We start from the raw sequence: 22,213 nt of genomic DNA on the forward strand, positions 1-22,213 counted from the left end.
CGACGTTAGTGTGTGTAGTTTCCACGGCGTACCCGTCGCACGCATTCAAGGAACGAACTGCCTGATCCACGAAGGAGTCGCCCGTGGACAGACGTGCCGTCGAGCTTGCCCCCACCCGTATTCGCCCCTTGTCGCTGGCCGTGAGCCTGGCCACCGCGGGAATCGCTTTCGGCCTGTTCAGTGCAACGGCCAGTGCCGCCTGTACCCCGCTGATCCCCGGTGCGGGCGCGACGGTCACCTGCACCCCGGGGTTGAACGGCAACGTCAGTTCCTCCGCCAACAACCTTACCCTTAACCTGAGCAATGGCTCGCAGATCAACGCGCCGTTGCTCGGCACGGCAGTCAACCTGAGCGGCAACAACGTCACCCTGAACAACTCGGGCACCATCGACCCCGCATTCCTCGGGATCCTGAGCGGGCTCAGCTCCGGGATCAAGGTCGGCAACTCGGCGGCCAGCACGGTCAGCATCACCAACTTCAGCGGTGGCGTGATCAAGGGCACCACCGGTGTGCTCAGTGCCAGCCTGCTCAACCTCAACGGCCTGGCCCTGAGCGTGCAGAACGGCAACGGTGGCGTTACCACGCTGGTCAACGACGGCACCATCGGTTCATCGAACATTGTCGGCGTCAGCGTGCTGGCCCCAGACGCCCCGGTGGTGGCGGTGTATGGCGGCGGCAGCGTGAACATGACCAACACCGGCACCATCATCGGTCGCGTGGCGTTCCAGGCATCGGGCACTGCCACCGGCAATACCTTCACCAACAGTGGCGCGATCAGTGGCGGCGTGTCGATGGGGGCGAACTCCACCAACCGCTTCAACGCAATCACAGGTTCCAGTGTCAGTAGCGGGGGAGGTGTAGGCGTCGACCTGGGCATCGCCGGCATCAACCTGCTGTATGCGCCTAGCGGCAAGGTCGACGGCGGTGCCGGCGGCAGCAACACCCTTGCCCTGCAGAACGCCATCGGCGGGGGCACCGGTACCGGCGGCACGGGCACGCTTTCGGCCAGCAACTACATCAACTTCAACAACCTGCTCGTGCAGAGCGGCACCTGGACACTCTCCGGCGCGTTGCTCGGGGTCACCAGCACCAGCCTCAACGGCGGCTCGCTGGTGTTCGACGACGCCTCGACCTTCGGCACCGGCACCATCGCGGCCAACGGTGGCGCGCTGGGTGCGGGCGCGGCCAACCTGTCGCTGGCCAACGCCGTCACCCTCGGTGCCGGCGGGCTCGGCATCATCGGCGACAACAACCTGACCCTCACCGGCAACGTCAGCGGTAGCGGCGCCTTGACCAAGACAGGCGCCGGCACCCTGGGCCTGAGCGGGGCCAATACCTATACCGGCGGCACCTTCCTCAATGCTGGCGTACTGTCGCTCGCCAACGCCGCGGCCCTGGGCACCGGCAGCCTGAGCGTTACCGGGGCCGGCAGCCTGCAGGGCTCGGTACCGCTGGTGCTGAGCAACGCCGTGCAGCTGTCGGCAGCGCTGAGCCTGCCCGGCAGCAATGCGCTGACCCTGGGCGGTGTGGTCAGCGGCACCGGTTCGTTGAACAAGACCGGCAGCGGCGACCTGACCCTGGCCGCCAGCAACACCTACAGCGGCGGTACCACGCTGGGCGCCGGCAAGCTGATTCTCGGCAATGCCGCCGCGCTGGGGGGCGGTACATTGACTGCGGCCGCCGGCACCAGCCTGGACACCAGCAGTGCGCTGACCCTGGCCAACGCCATCAGCCTGGGCGGTGCGCTGACCCTCACCGGCAGCAACAACCTGACCCTCGGCGGCGTCATCGGCGGCAACGGCAGCCTGGTCAAGAACGGCACCACCAACCTCAACCTCACGGGCACCAACACCTTCACCGGCGGCCTGCTGCTCAGCGGCGGCAGCCTGACCGTTGGCAACGGTGCGGCGCTGGGTACCGGCGCGCTGACCCTGGGCGCCAATGCCAGCCTGGACGCCAGCAGCGCAGTCAACCTCAACAACGCCGTGGTGCTCGGCGCCAACACGCTGAGCCTGCTGGGCACCAGCGCGACCACCCTGGGGGGCGTGGTCAGCGGTACGGGCGGGCTGATCAAGAGCGGTGCGGCCGACCTCACCCTGGGCGCGGCCAATACCTTCGGCGGCGGGGTGCAGTTGCAGGCCGGCAAGCTGATCGTCGGCAACAATGCGGCGCTGGGTACCGGCACGCTGGCCGTGGCCGATGGCACCACGCTGGACAGCACCACCTCGGTTGCACTGGCCAATGCCATCAGCCTGGGCGGCAACCTGACCCTGGCCGGCAGCAATGTCCTCACGCTCGGCGGCGTGGTGTCGGGCAGCGGCGGGCTGGTCAAGAACGGCGCCGCGTTGCTCACGCTCAACGGCAACAACAGCTTCCAGGGCGGTGTGACGCTCAATGCCGGCGGCCTGATGGTGGGCGCGGCCAACGCCCTGGGCAGCGGCGCCCTGAACACCACGGGCACCGCCAGCCTGGATGCGAGCGTGGCACTCAGCCTGGCCAACGCGGTCAACCTTGGCGCCGACCTGACCGTCGGCGGCACGGCCAATCTTGGCCTGGGCGGCCCGATCAGTGGCACGGGCGGCGTGATCAAGAACGGCGCGGCCGACCTGACCCTTGCCGGCAACAACACCTACGTGGGCAACACCCGGCTCAACGCCGGCAAGCTGGTGCTCGGCAGCAGCACGGCGCTGGGGCAGGGCGCACTGATCGCGGCGGACGGTACCCGCCTTGACGCCGCCCCGGGCGTGACCCTGGGCAACGCCCTCACGCTCAACGGCGCGCTGACCCTCGACGGCAGCAACGACCTGGCCTTGCAAGGCCTGATCAGCGGCAATGGCAGCCTGATCAAGAACGGCACCACCAACCTGACCCTCAGCGGCAACAACACCTTCCTCGGCGGTACCACCCTGAACGCCGGTACCCTGACCCTGGCCAGTGCCGCAGCGCTGGGCACCGGCGCACTGACTGTCGGCGGCGCGGCGAGCCTTGCCAACAGTTCACCGCTGGTACTGGCCAATGCCGTGGTCCTCAATGGCGTGCTGACCCTGCCGGGCACCAGCAACCTGACCCTGAACGGCGTCATCAGCGGCGCCTCGGGCCTGAGCAAGAACGGCGCGGCCAACCTGACGCTGGGCGCTGCCAATACCTTCGGTGGCGGCGTGGCGCTCAATGCCGGCACGCTGATCCTGGGCAACAGCACCGCACTGGGCACCGGTACGCTGGCTGCTGCCGGCAACACCTCGCTGGACGCCACCAAAGCCCTGACGGTGGGCAATGCCGTGACCCTGGCCGGCAACCTCAACCTGCTGGGCAGCAACACCCTCAACCTCGGCGGCGTGATCAGCGGCGCAGGCGGCCTGACCAAGGCCGGCGGTGCCGACCTGACCCTGAGCGGCGCCAACACCTTCAGCGGCGCCACCAACCTGAACGCCGGCAAATTGATCGTCGGCAGCAACACCGCGCTGGGCACCGGCGTGCTGAACGCAGCCGGCAACACCCAACTGGAGGCCAGCACGGCGGTCAGCCTGGCCAACCTGGTCAACCTGGCCGGCAACCTGGGCATCGGCGGGGCCGCGAACCTCACGCTCAACGGCGTGGTGGGCGGCACCGGCAGCCTGACCAAGACGGGCACGGCCACCCTCGGCCTGAACGCGGCCAATACCTATCAAGGCGGTACCAACCTCAATGGCGGCGGCCTCAGCCTGGGCAACAACCAGGCACTGGGCAGCGGCGCACTGAACGTGGGCGGCGCTGCCACGCTCGACAACAGCGTGGCGCTCAACCTGGCCAACCAGGTGAACCTGAACGCCAACCTGAGCGTTGTCGGCAGCAATGACCTGACCCTGGGCGGTGTGATCGCCGGGGCCGGCCAATTGATCAAGAATGGTGCCGCCACCCTGACCCTCAATGGCCTCAACACCTTCACCGGCGGGACCTTGCTCAATGCCGGCGCGCTGGTGCTGGGCAATGCCTCGGCGCTGGGCAATGGCGCACTGAACGTGACCGGTGCGGCCAGCCTCGACAACAGCGCCAGCTTCGCCTTGGCCAACGCGATCAACCTGGGTGCCAACCTGACCCTGGCCGGCAGCAACGACCTGACCCTGGGCGGCGTGATCAGCGGCGCCGCCGGGCTGGTCAAGAACGGGGCGAGCAACCTGACCCTCAATGGCGTCAACACCTTCCAGGGCGGCACCGTGCTCAATGCCGGCGGCCTGACCCTGGGCAATGCCAATGCCCTGGGCACCGGCGCGTTGACCGTGGCCGGCAACGCCAGCCTGGACAACAGCGCCAGCTTCGCACTGGGCAACAACCTGATACTCAATGCCGACCTGAGCCTGGCGGGCAACAACGACCTGAGCCTGGGCGGGGTGATCAGCGGCACCGGTGGCCTGATCAAGAATGGCCTGGCCGACCTGACCCTGAGCGGCAACAACACTTTCAGCGGCGCGGTCAACGTGCTCAACGGCAGCCTCACCACGGTCGGTGCCGGCGCGCTGGGCAATGCCTCGGCGGTGAACGTGGGGCTGGGCGCCAGCCTCAACCTGGGCAACAGCAGCAGCCTTGCCAGCCTCACCGGCAGCGGCAGCGTGAACCTGGGGGCCGGTACCAACCTGAGCGTGGGCGCGGGGGATGCCAGCAGCGTATTCACCGGCGGCCTGGCCGGGGCTGGTGGCCTGATCAAGGTCGGCGGCGGCAGCCTGGAGCTGGCCGGCAACAACGGCCTGCTCACTGGCACCACCCAGGTCAATGGCGGCACCCTGAACGTCACCGGTTCGCTGGGCAGCAACCTGGTGCAGGTCAATACCGGCGCCACCCTCACCAGTACCGGCACTGGCAGCGTGCTGGGCGCGGTGACCATCGCCGATGGCGGCCACCTGGCGGCCAACAGCGGCAGCAGCCTGACCCTGGGCTCGCTGGTGCTCAACGCCAACTCCAACCTGGACGTGGGCCTTGGTTCGCCGGCTACCGGCGGCAATGCGCTGATCAAGGTCAACGGCAACCTGACCCTGGACGGCACCCTCAATGTCAGCGACATCGGCGGCTTTGGCACCGGTATCTACAGCCTGATCAACTACACCGGCCAGCTCACCGACAACGGCCTGGTGATCGGCAGCATTCCCGGCAGCGTGCAGCTGGGCGACCTGCAGGTACAGACCTCGATCGGCAGCCAGGTCAACCTGCTGGTCGGTGGCGCCAATGGCAGCGTGTTGTTCTGGGACGGCACCGGCCTGGTCGGCAACGGCGTGATCCAGGGCGGCAACGGCACCTGGGATGCCCTGAGTACCAACTGGACCACGGTCAACGGCACCGGCAACCGTGACTGGAGCAGCAACTTCGCGGTATTCCAGGGCGCCGCAGGCGACGTGCTGGTCAATGGCGCGCAGTCGATCACCGGCCTGCAGTTCGTCACCGATGGCTACCGCCTGCTCAATGGCGTGACCGGCCAGCTGAACCTGGTCAATGGCAGCAATGGCGCCACTACGGTGCGTGTCGATCCGGGTGTGACCGCCACGGTTGGTGTCGCCCTGGGCGGCAGCGGCCTGCTGAGCAAGGTCGACAGCGGCACGCTGGTGCTCAACGCCAGCAACAGCTACAGCGGCGGCACCGCCCTCAATGGCGGCACCCTGGTGGTAGGCAACAACCTGGCGCTGGGCAGCGGTGCGCTGACTGCTGCCAACGGCACCACGCTGGACAGCAACGCCAGCATCGCCCTGGGCAACAGCGTCAACCTGCTCGGCGGCCTGACGGTGGCCGGCAGCAACGATCTGGCCCTGAACGGCAGCATCAACGGCGCCGGCAACCTGACCAAGAACGGCGCTGCCACGCTCACCCTGGGCGGCGCCAACAGCTACACCGGCGGCACCACCCTGGCCGCTGGCCGGCTGCTGCTGGGCAATGACCTGGCCCTGGGCACAGGCGCGCTGCACGTGACCGCTGCCAGCAGCCTGGCAGGCACCACCACGACCAACCTGGCCAACGCCATCGACCTGGGCGCCAACCTGACCCTCGACGGCCTCAACGCCATGACCCTCAACGGCATCGTCAGCGGCAGCGGTGCCCTGAACAAGACCGGCACGGGCAACCTGACCCTCAATGGTGCCAACACCTACCAGGGCGGCACCAGCGTCGGCGGCGGCACCCTCACCCTGGGCAATGGTGCGGCACTGGGCAGTGGTGCGCTGAACGTCACCGGCGCGTCCAGCCTGGCGACCAGCACCCCGCTGAGCCTGGCCAACGCGATCAACCTGGGCGCCGACCTGACCCTGCCGGGCACCAGCAACCTGGTGCTCAATGGCGTGATCGGCGGCAGCAGCGGGCTGGTCAAGAACGGTTCGGCCAGCCTGACCCTCAATGGCAACAACACCTATCAGGGCAGTACCAGCCTCGCCGGCGGCACCCTGATCGTCGGCAGCAACACCGCACTGGGCACCAGCACGCTCACTGCACAGGCCGGCACGTCACTGGACGCCAGCAGCGCCGTGACCCTGGGCAATGCCATCGGCCTGCTCGGCGGCCTGACGGTGGTCGGCAGCAACGACCTGACCCTTGCCGGCAACCTCACCGGCAGCGGCGGGCTGAGCAAGAATGGTGGCGCGACGCTTACCCTGTCGGGCAGCAACACCCACCTGGGCAACACCTTGCTCAATGGCGGCCGCCTGGTCCTGGGCAGTGACCAGGCGCTGGGCCTGGGTAACCTGGTGGCAGCAGGCGGCACCACGCTGGACAGCAGCCTGGATGTCACCGTGCTCAACGCCGTATCGCTGGCCGGCAACCTGACCGTTGGCGGCACCCACGACATCACCCTGGGCGGCCAGGTCAACGGTGCCGGCAGCCTCACCAAGAATGGCGCGGGCAACCTGACCCTGACCGGTGCCAACGCCTGGCAGGGCGGCACCACCCTGAACGCCGGCACCCTCACCGTGGGCAATGCGCTGGCGCTGGGCAACGGCAGCCTCAGCGTGGGCGGGGCGTCCACCCTGGCCAGCAGCGCTGCGGTGAACCTGGCCAACGCGGTCAACCTGGGCGCCAACCTGACGGTCGCCGGCAACACCGACCTGGGCCTGACGGGCGTGGTCAGCGGCACTGGCGGGCTGATCAAGACCGGTGGCGGCAACCTCGCCCTCACCGGTGCCAACACCTACAGCGGCGGCACCACCCTGAATGCCGGCACCCTCACCGTAGGCAACGCCACCGCACTGGGCAGCGGCGCGCTGACGGTCAGCGGCGCCTCCACCCTGGCCAGCAACACCGCGCTGAACCTGGGCAACGCCATCGGCCTGAATGCCGACCTGACCGTCGCCAACAGCGCCGGCCTGACCCTGGGCGGCGACATCAGCGGTGCGGGCGGCCTGATCAAGACCGGCACCGGGGTGCTGACCCTGGGCGGCAACAATACCTACCAGGGCGGTACCGCGCTCAATGCCGGCGGCTTGCTGCTGACCTCGGCCACGGCGCTGGGCAGTGGCACCCTGACCGCCGCCGGCGCCACCACGCTGGACACCAGCACCGCGCTGACCCTGGACAATGCCCTGGTACTGACCGGCAACCTGACCCTGCTCGGCGCGCAGAACCTGGCCCTGACGGGCGCGATCAGCGGCGCGGGCGGCCTGGTCAAGACCGGCGCCAGCGACCTGACCCTGAGCGGCGCCAACACCTACAGCGGCGACACCCTGCTGGGCGCCGGCCGCTTGATCGTGGGCAGCGACAGCGCACTGGGCGTCGGTACCCTGCGCACCAGCAACAACACCATCCTCGATGCCAGCACGGCGGTGACGCTGGGCAATGCGCTGAACATCGTCGGCAACCTGAACGTCGGCGGCAGCAACGACCTGACCCTGAACGGCGTGATCGACGGCCCCGGCGACCTGACCAAGAACGGCGCTGCGACCCTCGCCCTCAACGGCAGCAACACCTACAGCGGCGAGACCATCCTCACCGCCGGCACCCTGGTGCTGGGCAATAACAATGCGCTGGGCACCGGGGTGCTGTCGGTCACCGGCAACTCGACCCTGAGCAGCGGCAACAGCGCCGTGGTGGTGAACAACGGCATCGGCCTCAATGCCAACCTCACCGTCAACGGCAGCAACGACTTCGGCCTGGGCGGCGTGATCAGCGGCAACGGCCAACTGATCAAGACCGGTAGCGGCAACCTGACCCTGAGCGGCACCAACACCTACTCCGGTGGTACCAGCCTGGGCGGCGGCACCCTGACCGTCACCAATGGCGCTGCGCTGGGCAGCGGCGCACTGAGCGCGACGGGCACCAGCACCCTGGGCAATACCCAGGCTGTCACGCTGCTGAATGCCATCGCGGTCAATGGCGACCTGACCCTGGACACGGCCGCCAACCTGACCCTGGGTGGGGTTATCAGTGGCTCGGGCAACCTGATCAAGAGCGGCGCTCAGGAACTGGTGGTGTTCGGCAACAACACCTTCAGCGGCACACTCGATATCACCCAGGGCATGCTGACCACCTTGAATAGCAACGCCCTGGGCAATGTCGCCAGTGTCAACCTGGTCAGCGGCACCGACCTGAACCTGAACGGCAACACCAGCATCGGTGCACTCACCGGCAGCGGCACCACCAATATCGGCCTGGGCAGCACGCTGAGCCTGGGCAGTACCAACCTGGACAGCGTCTTCGCCGGTGCCCTGGTCGGCAGCGGCGGCTTGAACAAGGTCGGCACCGGCGTGCTGGAACTTGCCGGCATCAGCAACCTGGGCGGCGCCAGCCAGGTCAGCGGCGGTACCTTGAACGTGTCGGGCGCCCTGAACGGGGGGAACCTGACGGTCAATTCCGGCGCGACCCTGACCGGCAGCGGCAGCGTGGGCGGGCTGACCACCATCGTCAACGGCGGCCACCTGGCCGGCACCAGCGGCACCCAGCTCAGCTTCGGCTCGCTGGCGCTGGCGCCAAACGCCAGCATCGACGTCGCACTCGGCTCGCCCGTCACCGGCGGTACCTCGTTGTTCAGTGTTGCCGGCAACCTGACCCTGGGTGGCACGCTCAACATCACCGATGACGGCGGCTTCGGCAATGGTATCTATCGCCTGTTCGATTACGGCTCGCTGACCAACAACGGGTTGGTGCTGGGCAGCCTGCCGGGCAGCGTCACGCCCGGCGAGCTGCAACTGCAAACCGCGATTACCGGCCAGGTCAACGTGCTGGTCAACTCGCCCAACCTGATCGTGCAGTTCTGGGATGGGGCGGGCACTGTCCCCGATGGCGTGGTGCAGGGCGGCAGCGGCACCTGGAACAGCACCACCACCAACTGGACCGACCTCAACGGCACCGTCAACGACGTCTGGCAGGGGCAGTTCGCGGTGTTCCAGGGCGCCGCGGGCGGCGTGGTCACGGTCGAAGGTGGCCAGGCCGTCAATGCCCTGCAGTTCATCACCGACGGCTACCAGCTGGTCGCCGGCAGCGGCGGCGTGCTCGACGCCGTCAACGGCAACAGTGGCAGCTTTGCGGTACGTGTCGACCCGAACGTGACCGCCACCCTGGGCCTGCCGGTCAATGGCAGCGCGACCCTGGCCAAGCTCGACAGCGGCACGCTGGTGCTCAACGGCGCCAACGGCTACACCGGCGGCACGCAGCTCAATGGCGGCACCCTGGTGGTCGGCAATGACGGCGCGCTGGGCAGTGGCACGCTGACTGCGGCCAATGGCACCACCCTGGACAGCAACAAGGCGGTGAGCCTGGCCAACACCATTGGCCTGCTCGGCCAACTGAGCATTGCCGGCAGCAACGCACTCACGCTGGACGGTGATATCAGCGGCAACGGCGGCCTGCTCAAGGCGGGCGGCGCCAGCCTGACGCTCAACGGCGACAACAGCTACACCGGCCCTACCGCCCTGAATGCCGGCACGCTGGTACTGGGCAGTGACACCGCTCTGGGCGTCGGCGCCCTCAACGCGGCCGCGGGCACGCAACTGGACAGCAGCAGCGCGCTGGCGCTGGCCAACACCTTCAACCTGAGCGGCAACCTGACGCTGCTCGGCAGCAACGACCTGACCCTCAATGGCCTGGTCAACGGCGCCGGCAGCCTCACCAAGCAGGGCAGCGGCAGCCTCACGCTCAACGGTGCCAACGGTTTCACGGGCGGTACCGTACTGCAGAGCGGCACGCTGAATGTCGGCAACGCCGGGGCGCTGGGCAGTGGCGCGCTCACCGTCAGTGGCGCCTCCAGCCTGGTCAATGGCAGTGCGCTGTCACTGGCCAATGCCATCGTGCTCAACGCCGGCCTGACCCTGCCGGGCAGCAACAACCTCACCCTGGGCGGTGTCATCAGTGGCACGGGCAGCCTGAACCACACCGGCAGCGGCGGCCTGACCCTCACCGGGGTGAACACCTACAGCGGTGGCACCCAGCTGGGTGCCGGCAACCTGACCCTGGGCAACGGCTCGGCGCTGGGCAGCGGTGCCCTGAGTGTCAGCGGCACCTCCACCCTGACCACCACCAGCGCCATGACCCTGGCCAACGCGGTGGATGTGGGCGGCACGCTCAACGTGGCGGGCACCAACAACCTGACCCTGGCCGGCGTGCTCAGCGGTGCGGGCACCCTGAACAAGAACGGTGCGGCCAACCTCACCCTCAGCGGCAACAACAGCTTCAGCGGCATCCTCAACATTCTCTCCGGCAGCCTCAGCACGGTGGGCAGCGGTGCACTCGGCAACCCGGCCGAGCTCAACCTGGGCAACGGCGCCAGCCTCAACCTGGGCGGCACCACCAACCTGGGCGAGCTCAGCGGCAGCGGCACCGTGAACGTGGGCGCCGGTACCGGCCTGCAAGTGGGCGAGGGCACGTTCGGCGGGGTGCTCAGCGGCACCGGTACGCTGGACAAGACCGGCACCGGCACGCTGACCCTGGGCGGTGGCAATACCCTGAGCGGGGCCACCACCGTCAGCGGCGGCAGCCTCATCGTCAATGGCAGCCTGGCCAGCAGCACCGTCACGGTGAACAGCGGCAGCACCCTGGGCGGCACCGGCAGCCTCGGCGGCGCGCTGACCGTCGCCGACGGCGGGCACCTGTCGCTGCGCAGCGGCGATACCCTGAGCGTCGGCTCGCTGGTACTGGGCGCGGACGCCAACCTGGATGCGGCCCTGGGCGCCCCTGTGGTGGGTACCCCGGCGCTGATCAACGTGGGCGGCAACCTGACCCTGGACGGCAAGCTCAATGTCACCGACCTGGGCGGGTTCGGTGCGGGCGTGTATCGCCTGATCGACTACAGCGGCGCGCTGACCAACAACGGCCTGGCCATCGGCAGCGTGCCCAATGGGGTCATCGCGGGCGATCTGGATGTGCAGACCGCCGTCAACAACCAGGTCAACCTGGTGGTGGGCGGCAGCAACAACAACGTGCTGTTCTGGGACGGCAGCCAGACCGTCGGCAATGGATCGGTCGACGGCGGCGCCGGTGTCTGGAGCGTCGGCGGCACCAACTGGACCGATGCCAACGGAGCGCTCAACCAGGCCTGGAACGGCACCTTCGCGGTGTTCCAGGGCACGGGCGGCGCGGTGACCGTCGATGGTGTGCAGACCGTCAACGGCCTGCAGTTCCTCGACAATGGCTACGTGCTGAGCGGTGACGCGCTGAACCTCACCAACGGTGCCCAGGGCACCGGCAACGTGCGTATCGGCAACGGCGTGAGCGCCACGTTGAACGTGGACATCAACGGCAGCGGCACCCTGGCCAAGCTCGAAGGCGGCACCCTGGTGCTCAACGGCAACAACGGCTATACCGGCGGCACCCAGCTCAACGGCGGCACGTTGGTGGTGGGCAGCAACACCGCCCTGGGCAGCGGTGCGCTGACGGCTGCCGACGGCACCACGCTGGATGCCAACCAGGCCGTGACCCTGGGCAACGCCGTGACGCTCGGCGGTGCGCTGACCATCGCGGGCAGCAATGACCTTGATCTCACCAACCTCGTCAGCGGCAGCGGCAGCCTGGTGAAGAACGGTACGGCCGACCTGACCCTGGCCGGCGCCAACACCTACCAGGGCGGTACGCGCCTCAATGCCGGCAGCCTGACCCTGGGCGACAACGCTGCACTGGGCAGCGGCGCGCTCACGGTGGGTGGCACTGCGCAGCTCGACGGCACGCTTGACCTGCAACTGGGCAACGCCGTCAGCCTGGCCTCGCAACTGACCCTGGGCGGCAGCCACGACCTGGCCCTGAACGGGGTGATCAGCGGCAACGGCAGCCTGGTGAAAAACGGCAATGGCGCACTGCTGCTGAGCGGTGCCAACACCTACAGCGGCGGCAGCACCTTCAACGCCGGCAGCGTGCAGGGCAATACCAGCAGCCTGCAGGGCGCGATCCTCAACAACGCCGCGCTGACCTTCGAACAGGCCAGCAACGGTACCTACACCGGCAACCTCACCGGCAGCGGCACGTTGATCAAGAACGGCAGCGGGCAACTGCTGATGACCGGCAACAGCGGCTTCACCGGCGCCACCACGGTCAACGCCGGCAGCCTGCTGGTCAACGGCAGCCTGGCCAGTGCCACGGTGCAGGTCAACAACGGGGCGACCCTGGGCGGCAGCGGCAACTACGCCGGCACGGTCAACCTGGCCAGCGGTGCGACCCTGGCGGCGGGCAGCGGCGCCACGCCACTCAAGGTCGGCGCGCTCAACCTGGATGCCGGCAGCAATGTCGACCTGGCGCTCGGGCAGGCATCGGCCTCGACCACCGTGGTCAAGGTGGCGGGCGACCTGACCCTTGATGGCACGCTCAACATCAGCAATGCCGGTGGCTTCGGCAGCGGCGTTTACCAGCTGTTCAGCTACGGTGGCAACCTGACCGACAACGGCCTGCTGTTCGGCCTGCTGCCAGGCGGCACCTTGCCAGGCCAACTGACCCTGCAGACGGCCATCGCCCAGCAGATCAACCTGGTGGTGCAGGGCGCCGGTGGTGCACTGCAGTTCTGGAACGGCGGCAAGACCAACGCCGACGGCACCATCGGTGGCGGCAGCGGTACCTGGGGCAACGGCACCAACTGGACCGACGTCAACGGCAACCTGAGCGAAACCTGGGATGCGCAGTTCGGCGTGTTCGGTGGTCAGGCGGGGACCGTCACCGTGGCCGGCAACCAGTCCTTCACCGGCCTGCAGTTCCTCACCGGCGGCTACCAGCTGGTGGCCGGCAGCGGCGGCAGCCTGACACCGGTCAATGCAGCCAATGGCGACCTGGCCGCCGTGCGCGTGAACACCGGCGACAGCACGCAGATCTCGGCGCCGCTGGTGGGCGCGGGCGGTATCGAAAAACTCGACGCAGGCACGCTGATCCTGAGCGGCGCCAACACCTACACCGGCGGCACCAGAATCAGCGGCGGTACGCTGGTGGGCAACACCACCAGCCTGCAAGGCAACATCGTCGACAACGCCAGCCTGGTGTTCCAGCAGGACACCGACGGCCGCTTCAACGGTGTGCTCAGCGGCACCGGCAACACCGTCAAGCAGGGTAGTGGCAGCCTGCTGCTGACCGGCAACCAGCCGTTCAGCGGCAACCTGGCGGTCAACCAGGGCCTGCTGCTGGTGGGCAATGCGGCCAACCCGGGCACGGTGCTCGGGGCCAAGGTCACGGTGGGGGCCGGTGCCGCACTGAGCGGCAACGGCAGCGTGGGCTCGCTGGTCAACAACGGTGTGGTGCAGCCTGACCCGGCCAGTGGGCTCAAGGTCGGCGGCAACTTCACCAACGCCCCGGGCGGCACCCTGCAGGTGGTGGTCGGCAACCCCGCCAGCAGCGGCCTGACCGTGGGCGGCACGGCCAACCTGGGCGGCAGCCTGGTGGTGCTGAACTCGGCACCGGCCTCGGGCAACGCGCAGTACACCGTGGTGACTGCCGGCGGCGGGGTGAACGGCACCTTCACCACCGTGCAGTTGCCGGATACGCCGTTCTACGACACCACCCTCAACTACGGCAGCAACCAGGTCGGCGTCACCATCAGCCGCAACGGCACCAGCCTCGGCGATGTGGCTTCGACCCCCAACCAGCAGGCCGTGGCCGGCGCACTGGGCAGCAGCGGGGCACCGGCGGCGGTACTGGGCGCGGTCATGGCGCAGAACCGTGGTGGCGTTCAGGCGGCGCTGGACAGCCTGTCGGGCGAGATCCATGCCAGTACCGCCAGTGCGCTGATCGAAGACTCGCGCTACGTGCGCGAAGCGGTCAACGACCGCCTGCGCCAGCCAGGCTGCATGCGCGAGGAGGATCCGCGTCGGGCCCTGGCACCGAACGCCAACCAGCTCACCAGCGACGGTTGCCACGACGAGGCCGTGGGCTGGGCGCAGGCACTGGGCACCTGGGGCAAGATGGACGGCAACAGCAACAGCGCCAGCATCGACCGCAACGTGCAGGGCTTCCTGCTCGGGGTGGACCGCAGCCTGAACAGCGACTGGCGCGTGGGCGTGGCCGCCGGCTATACCCGCAGCGACCTGGATGCCAGCGGCCGCCGTTCCGATGCGAGCATCGACAGCTACCACCTGGCCACCTATCTGGGCTACCAGCTCGATGCCTTCTCGGCCCGCGTGGGTGCGGCGTACAGCTGGCACGACATCGAGAGCAAGCGTGACGTCGCCATCGGCAGCTACGACGACCGCCTCAAGGCCAAGTACAAGGCGCGCACCGCGCAGGTGTTCGGCGAGGTGAGCTACGCCATCGAGGCAGGCGGTGTGGCGCTGGAACCGTTCGCGGGCCTGGCCTACGTCAACTACGACAGCGACACTGCACGCGAGAAGGGCGGCGCGGCGCGGCTCAAGGCCAGTGCCGACCAGGACATCACCTTCTCCACCGTGGGCCTGCGGGCGGGCAAGGCGTTCAAGCTGGCCAACGGCAGCACCCTGACCCCGCGTGGCAGCCTGGGCTGGCGGCATGCCTACGGCGACACCAAGCCCGATGCCGACCTGCGCTTCATCGAGGGCGGCGCCGGCTTCACCACCCAGGGCGTGCTGATCGCCCGCGATGCGGCGGTGGTCGAGGCGGGGCTGGACCTGTCGATCGGGCAGGCCGGCAAACTGGGCCTGGGCTATTCGGGGCAGCTGTCCAGCGACACCCGCGACCATGCGGTAACGGTGAGTTTCAGCATGGGGTTCTAGGCGGCGAACGACGATCACGGCGCGTGAAGGCGGTGGCTTGAGCGCAGGTACCTCAAGTACCATCGCCCTCTGATTTGATGAGAGGGAAGTCGCTGATGATCGTCGGTATCGACCTGGGCACGACCCACAGCCTGGTGGCGGTGTGGCGCGATGGCGCCACTGAACTGGTGGCCAACGCACTCGGCCACACGCTCACCCCCAGCGTGGTGGGGCTCGACGACCAGGGCCGGGTGCTGGTCGGGCAGGCGGCGCGCGAGCGCCTGCACACCCATCCGCACCTGACCACCGCATTGTTCAAGCGCTACATGGGCAGCAACCAGCAGGTCACCCTGGGTGGGCGTGCCTACCGCCCCGAAGAACTCTCGGCACTGGTGCTCAAGAGCCTCAAGGAAGATGTCGAGCGTGCCTATGGCGAGCCGGTCACCGAGGCGGTCATCAGCGTGCCGGCCTACTTCAGCGATGCCCAGCGCAAGGCTACCCGCGTGGCCGGCGAACTGGCCGGGCTGCGCGTCGACAAACTGATCAACGAACCCACCGCCGCCGCACTCGCCTACGGCCTGCACCAGCGCGACAAGGAAACCTCGTTTCTGGTCTTCGACCTGGGTGGCGGCACCTTCGACGTGTCGATTCTGGAGCTGTTCGAAGGGGTGATGGAGGTGCGCGCCAGCGCCGGCGACAACTACCTGGGCGGTGAAGACTTCGACCAGTTGCTGCTGGAGCATTTCGTGCAGGCCCAGCAGGGCAACGACTTCCCCGGCGCGACCACGCTGCTGCAGCCGCTGCGCCGCGAGGCCGAGCGTGTACGCCGGCAGCTGGGTCAGGCCCAGCAGGCCGACTTCGTGGTACGCGTGGAGGGCCGCGAATGGCGCCACGTGTACACCCAGGACGCCCTGGCCGACCTGTTCGCACCGCTGCTGGCACGCCTGCGCACCCCCATCGAACGCGCCCTGCGCGATGCGCGCATCCGCGCCTCGGACCTGGACGAAGTGCTGCTGGTGGGCGGTACCACGCGCATGCCGCTGGTGCGCAAGCTGGCGGCCGGGCTGTTCGGGCGCTTCCCTTCGATCAGCCTCAACCCCGATGAAGTGGTGGCCCACGGCGCCGCCGTGCAGGCCGCGCTCAAGGCCCGGGATGCCGCGCTCGAAGAGGTGGTGCTGACCGACGTGTGCTCCTACACCCTGGGCATGGAAACCGTGCGCCAGGTCGGTGACCGCCACGAGAGCGGGCACTACCTGCCGATCATCGAGCGCAACAGCGTGGTGCCGGTGAGCCGGGTGCAGACGGTGTACACCGTCGGCGACCAGCAGGAGCAGGTGCTGGTCAAGGTGTTCCAGGGCGAGAGCCGCCTGGTGCGCGACAACGTGCTGCTGGGCGTGCTGGAGATTCCGGTGCCACGGCGCAAGGCCGGCGAGGTGGCCTTGGACGTGCGCTTCACCTACGACATCAACGGCATTCTCGAAGCCCAGGTGAGCATCCCGCTGACCGGCGAGCAGCATGCCCTGGTGATCGAGAACAACCCCGGCGTACTCAGCCCCGAAGAGGTACGCGAACGCCTGGCGGCGCTGGCCGAGCTCAAGACCCACCCGCGTGACCAGCAACCCAACACCCTGTTGCTGGCGCGCCTGGAGCGCCTGTATCAGGAAAGCCTGGGCGAGGTACGTGAGCTGATCGGGGCCTGGGCCGCGCAGTTCCAGCGCGTGCTGGAAACCCAGGACGAGCGCCAGATCCGCGAGGTGCGCCACGAGCTCGAACAGCGCGTGAATGAACTGGGCCAGGACAGCTGGCGCTGAAGGAGCGGCAATGAGTGACGTGATCGAAGACTGCTGGAGCGTGCTGGCCCTGGCCCCGGGCGCTGATGAACGCAGTATCAGGCGCCAGTATGCGCGCCTGCTCAAGGTGCACCGCCCCGACGAGGACCCCGAGGCCTTCCAGCGCCTGCGCGAGGCCTATGAACAGGCGCTGGCGCGCAGCCGCTGGGCACACGAGGACGATGCAGCGCCGGCGCTGGAGTCGGCCGATGTGCCAGCCCCGCAGGCCGCTGCGGTGCACGTCGACGTCGACCCCGCACCTGCCAGGGAGCAACAGGCCCGCGCGCTGCTCGAAGGGCTGGACCCTGCGCAGCTCGACAACCTGTGGCGCCAGGCCGGTGAACTGGGGTGCGAGGCGGCCTTCGAGCAGCAGTTGCTGCAGCGCAGCCTGGATGACGAAACCCTGCGCCTGCCCATCCTGCACTGGGCGGTGCCGAGGCGTGGCTGGTTCACCCCCTGGCAGGCGGTGCCGATCGGCGCGTACCAGGGCGACGAACTGCTGGGCAGCCTCTGGCAAGCCTGCCACGCGCAGTTGCAGCACTATTTGCAGGCGGGCGACGAACAGGCGTTTTTCGCCAGCCTGCAGCACTGGGGCGGGCAGGCCTGGCTGGAGCCCTTCGACCGCCGCGAGCAGTTCCAGGCCATGCTGCTGGAGCTGCTGCACGATCACCCCGGCAGCAGCACCGCGCTGTTCGAACGCGTGTGCGGCTACTTCAACTGGAGCGACGATGACGGTGGCCCCCGGCCCGCGCACCTGTGGCAGGGCCTGAACGAGCGCTGCCGGCGCGATACCTGGTTCGCCCGCCAGCAGGCCCTGGCCGAGCAGTGGCACTGGCACACCAACCCCGAGGGCAATGCGGCCTACCTGCTGCTGCGCAACCTCGAGTTCAAGCAGCAGGTGGCGCTGGCCCAGGGCTTCAGCGAGGCCGACTGGGAAGCCTGTGAGCACCTGACGCAAACCCTGCTCTACCACTACCCCGAACTGCTCGACCAGGTGCCGCACCGCGACCTGTACTTCTGGCGCAGGCTGGCGCCGCGCCCGCTGCACCCGCGCAGCTACCTGCGGGTGATGAGCTGCATGGTGCTGGTGATCGTGCTGTGGCTGGCGGGGCCGGATTTCTTCGCGCACCCCTCCAATGTACTGATTGCCGCCGTGGTGGGCTCGCTGCTGACGGTGCAACTGTCGGCGGTGTTCATGCGTTTCTGGCTGTGGACCGCGCCGAACCTGCTGGCGCTGGACCTGCGCCTGAGCGAATGGCTGATCCCGCGTCGGTTCAACCCCGATGGCGAGCGTCTGCTGCTGCGCCATGGCGTGCCGCGCCTGCTGCTGGCACTGCCGATCTACCCGATGCTGGTCGGTACCCACCCGTGGACCGGTATCGTCGCGCTGACGGGCTACTTCGCTGTCGGGCTGCTTGGCCTGTTGCCGTATCAGCCACCACAGGAAGGCGGCCCGGCGTGGCGCCAGCCGTGGGTGACGCTGCACCGGCTCTACGAATTCAACCTGGCCCAGGCCGCGGTCCTGCTGGTAACGGTGGGCGTGGTGGCGTGGTGGCAGGTTCACCCACCAGGAGTAATTTCATGAGTTTGCCTGAAGCTTTCGACACCGCGCTGTGCCTGAACGGGCCGCGCCTGCAACTGCGGCCCATGCAGGCCCGCGATGCCGAGCAGTGGCTGGGGATCATGGCCGACCCCGAGGTGATGCGTTACTGGCACCACGGGCCGTGGCAGACCCTGGACGAAGCCGAAGTGGCCTTGCTGGCCGACCGCGCCGCCTACCTGGCCGGGCGCAGCCTCAAGCTGGGTATCTACCCGCAGGGCAGCGACCTGCTGCTGGGCATGTGCCAGTTCTTCAACATCGACGCCGAGTCGCGCCGCGGCGAAATCGGCTACTGCCTGGCCAGCAGCGCCCAGGGCCAGGGCTACATGGGCGAGGCGCTGGAGCTGTTCGTCGAGTACCTTGCCATCGGCCTGAACATGCGCCGCCTCGAGGCCGAGATCGACCCGCGCAACGGTGCCTCGGCACGCACCCTCGAACGCATGGGCTTCGAGCGTGAAGGGCTGCTGCGCGAGCGTTGGTGCATCGCCGGCGAGGTGTCGGATTCGGCGTTGTACGGGCTGCTGCTCGAATCGGCCTGAATGACTTGGACAGCGAGGCAGGCGATGGGCTATCGTCGCGCCCCGCTTCCCACCCGGCTGAATGGACTTACTGGTGCGCTTCGATTTCCGCTTGCTGAGCCTGCTGCTGTACCTCGCCTGCCTGTACCCGGAGGCCTGCGCCTGGGGGCACGATTCGGTGCTGCGCGGCATGCACGCGCTGTCGATGGGCTGGCTGGCCGGCGGCCTGTGGTTCGCCAACCCGCTGCTGCTGGGCGCCTTCGCAACCCACCGCAAAGACCCCAAAACCGCTTACCGCCTGGGCTGGTGCGCACTGCTGCTGGCGGGCTCGGCCCTGGCGCTGGGCTGGACCGACTGGTCGCCGATCCCGCCGGCGCCCCACGGCGGGCCTGACGTGCGCACCGGCTACTACCTGTGGCTGGCCTCGATGCTGGCATTCGTGATCGGCCAGCACCGCTACCGGCGCCAGCCCAGGCTTACCCAGCCAGCGCTGGGCTGGCTGCACTGGGTGCTGGTGGCGGGTATCGTGCTGACCATTCCACTGTCGTTCGTCAAGGCCACCGTCGCGCCGGCGCGACCGGTCTACATGAACCTCGGCGAGCCGCCAGCGGCCTGCGACGACTGCGAACTCGGGGTCAACTAGATGCTGGCACTGTTCAAGCGGCATTACGTGGTACTGAGCCTGGCGCTGTACCTGGGCAGCCTGTTTCTGGATGCCGTGCCGGTCAGCGAGGTGACCATGCGCGGCATGCATGTGCTGACCCTCGGCTGGCTGGGTGGCAGCGCCTGGTGGGCCAACCCGCTGCTGTGCCTGGCACTGATGCTGCGGCGCAACCGGCCGCTGCTGTCGCTGTTGGCGGCGGTCGCGGCACTGGTGCTGGCGGCGCAGTGGCTGCCAGTGATCGGCTGGGGCGACAGCGCGCTGGTGCCGCGCAAGGCCAATGGCCAGGCCAATCTGCTCGGCGCCTACTACCTGTGGTTGCTGGCGTTGGCGGCATACGTGGCCGGCCAGTTTCTCAACCGCCGGCAGGCGCCGGGCGGGCCGGGCCAGGGCTGGCTGGCCTGGGTGCTGGTGGCGGCGATCTATGCCACGGCGGCGTTCTCGTTCAGCGTGGGCAGCGGCGCCAATGTCACGCCCCCGGCCCCGGCAATACCCTCCAATTCCATCTGACCTGCGGACACTCCTGTGAAACGTCATTACCTCACGCTCAGCCTGGTGCTGTACGTGGCCTGCCTGTATTTCAATGCCTACTACACCGACAACGGTGCCCACATGAGTTCGGTATGGTTGCTGGTGTACGGGCTGTGGGGCATCCCGTTCCAGATCTATGGCTGGTTTGCCAACCCGGTCTTCGGCCTGGCGCTGCTGGCCCATCGCTGGTGGCCGCGGGTGGGGTTGGGCCTGTCGGTGCTGGCGCTGTTGCTGGGGCTGTCGTTCCTGGTGGTGAGCACGGTGCCGGACAACACGCCGCAGTCCTATGATTTCGTGCAACTCACCGCGCTGGGCGTGGGGTACTACCTGTGGATCGGCGCCTTCGTACTGATGACCCTGGGGCAGGCGCTGCACTGTCGTGACCGGCGCGAGGTGCGCCAGGTGCCGCGTCTGCGCGTTGTCGACTGGCTGCTGTTGCTGGTGGTGCTGGGGGTGATCCTGTTCAATGCGTTCCCCCAGCACGGCTACGTGTTCGAGCGCACCCACCCCTGGTGAGCCCTCAACGGTTGGCGCGGGTGCCCCATTGCACCACCAGCATGCCGACGATGATCAGCGCCACCCCGGCGATGCGCAGGCCGTTGACCGGGCGCGATGGCAGGCCCATCAGCCCCCACTGGTCGATGATCAGCGACGAGAGTACCTGGCCGGCGATCACGCACACGATGAAGCCGGCCGCGCCCAGGCGCGGGGTGAGGATCAGCGCCGCGGTGATGTAGGCCACCCCGGCCACGCCACCCAGCCACGCCCACCACGGCGCCTGACCGAGGTTGGCCAGTTGCGGCAGCGGTGCGCGCATCAGCAGCAGGGCTGGCAGCACCATCAGCACGCTCACCGCCAGCGAGATCAACGTGGCCCACAGCGGGTGCCCGAGCAGGCGCCCGAGCGCGGCGTTGGCACCGGCCTGGAACGGCACGGCGGCACCGGCCAGCAGGGCGACAAGCAGCGGTATGGCGACAGCGAGGTTGAGGTTCATGGTGGTTTCCTTCTGGCTATGGAGGGCTTGGTACAGTCTTGGTTATCTGTTTCACTGATGGAAATTCGAATTGTGCACAGGGGCTATTCGCCACATGGATGATCTGCGCCGTATCGACCTCAACCTGCTGCTGACCCTGCATGCGCTGCTGGCCGAGCAGCACGTCTCGCGCGCGGCCTTGCGACTGCACCGCAGCCAGCCGGCGGTGAGCCATGCGCTGGCGCAGTTGCGCGAGATCTTCCAGGACCCGCTGCTGGTGCGCCGTGCGGGCCGCCTGCAGCCCACGTTGCGTGCGCTGGAACTGGCGGCGCCGTTGCAGGATGCCCTGCAGCAACTGGATGCGCTGCTGGGCAGCCCCGGCTTCGAGCCGGCGCGGGCGCGGCGCAGCTTTCGCCTGGCGATGTCGGACTATGGCGCGCGGGTGGTGCTGCCGGGCCTGATGCGCTGCCTGCGCGAGACCGCACCGGGCATCGACCTGGTGGTCAGCCAGGGCAGCCGCGAGGCGATGCTCGGCCAGTTGCTCGATGGCGAGGTGGACCTGGCGCTGGGCGTATTCCCCACCCTGGCCGAGCCGTTGCAGGCCGCCACGCTGTTCGAGGAGGGGTTCGTGTGTGTGGCCGACCGCGCCACGCTGCCGGCCCGTGGCGGGCTGACATTGCCCGCCTGGCTGGCGCGCCCCCATGTGCTGGTGGCGATGCGACCCGGGGCCGACAACGAGATCGACCAGGCCCTGGCGGCGCTGGGGCAGCAGCGCCGGGTGGTGCTGGCGTTGCCGCACTGGGCGGCGGCCAGCGACGTGCTGGTGGGTACCGACCTGGTGCTGACCGTGGCGCGGCGCAGCGTGCAGAACATCAAGGCGCTGCGTGGGTTGCGCTGTTTCGAGCCGCCGCTGGCGATTCGCGCGTTCGCCTTTCAGCAGGTGTGGCACGAGCGACGCAAAAAGGAAGCGGCGCACCATTGGTTGCGCGAGCAGGTCATGCGAGCCTGTGCGCCCTAGGCAGTCAGAACA

The 22,213-nt window shown here is 68.5% G+C and carries 9 protein-coding genes; 8 read left to right on the forward strand and 1 reads right to left on the reverse strand.

Annotated elements, in window-relative coordinates; all coding sequences use genetic code 11:
• Positions 1-83 precede the first annotated feature (83 nt).
• From N0B28_RS04545 to N0B28_RS04575, 7 genes are all read left to right on the forward strand, one after another.
• Positions 84-15,092, forward strand: coding sequence for an autotransporter-associated beta strand repeat-containing protein (locus N0B28_RS04545; RefSeq protein WP_275730590.1), 15,009 nt, complete (start codon positions 84-86; stop codon positions 15,090-15,092).
• 95 nt (positions 15,093-15,187) lie between these two features.
• Entirely contained in the window at positions 15,188-16,882 is a 1,695-nt protein-coding gene (locus N0B28_RS04550; RefSeq protein ID WP_043864413.1) for a molecular chaperone HscC, read from the forward strand.
• Between the two features lie 10 nt (positions 16,883-16,892).
• The gene (locus N0B28_RS04555; protein WP_058541386.1) at positions 16,893-18,485 is read left to right on the forward strand and encodes a J domain-containing protein; all 1,593 of its coding nucleotides are present in this window, start codon (positions 16,893-16,895) and stop codon (positions 18,483-18,485) included.
• Positions 18,482-19,039, forward strand: coding sequence for a GNAT family protein (locus tag N0B28_RS04560; protein ID WP_043864414.1), 558 nt, complete (start codon positions 18,482-18,484; stop codon positions 19,037-19,039). Before N0B28_RS04555 ends, N0B28_RS04560 begins: the two co-directional genes overlap by 4 nt.
• A gap of 73 nt (positions 19,040-19,112) precedes the next feature.
• Positions 19,113-19,661 (forward strand): hypothetical protein, encoded by a 549-nt coding sequence (locus N0B28_RS04565; RefSeq protein ID WP_054916297.1) that lies wholly within the window; start codon positions 19,113-19,115, stop codon positions 19,659-19,661.
• Positions 19,662-20,189: a hypothetical protein gene (locus N0B28_RS04570; RefSeq protein ID WP_078479916.1), complete on the forward strand. Its 528-nt coding sequence runs from the start codon at positions 19,662-19,664 to the stop codon at positions 20,187-20,189. It begins immediately after the preceding gene.
• Between the two features lie 15 nt (positions 20,190-20,204).
• Complete coding sequence (locus N0B28_RS04575; protein WP_043864417.1) at positions 20,205-20,726, forward strand: hypothetical protein; 522 nt, start codon at positions 20,205-20,207, stop codon at positions 20,724-20,726.
• A 4-nt stretch (positions 20,727-20,730) separates the two neighbouring features.
• Here the strand turns inward: N0B28_RS04575 and N0B28_RS04580 are convergent, their stop codons facing one another.
• Complete coding sequence (locus tag N0B28_RS04580; RefSeq protein WP_054916300.1) at positions 20,731-21,204, reverse strand: DMT family transporter; 474 nt, start codon at positions 21,202-21,204, stop codon at positions 20,731-20,733.
• A 94-nt stretch (positions 21,205-21,298) separates the two neighbouring features.
• Here N0B28_RS04580 and N0B28_RS04585 point away from each other — a divergent pair, with 94 nt between their 5' ends.
• Positions 21,299-22,201 (forward strand): LysR family transcriptional regulator, encoded by a 903-nt coding sequence (locus N0B28_RS04585; protein ID WP_100633007.1) that lies wholly within the window; start codon positions 21,299-21,301, stop codon positions 22,199-22,201.
• Positions 22,202-22,213: the final 12 nt, after the last annotated feature.

Origin of the sequence: Pseudomonas sp. SD17-1, from assembly GCF_029201585.1 — a bacterium.
GTDB lineage: Bacteria > Pseudomonadota > Gammaproteobacteria > Pseudomonadales > Pseudomonadaceae > Aquipseudomonas > Aquipseudomonas palmensis.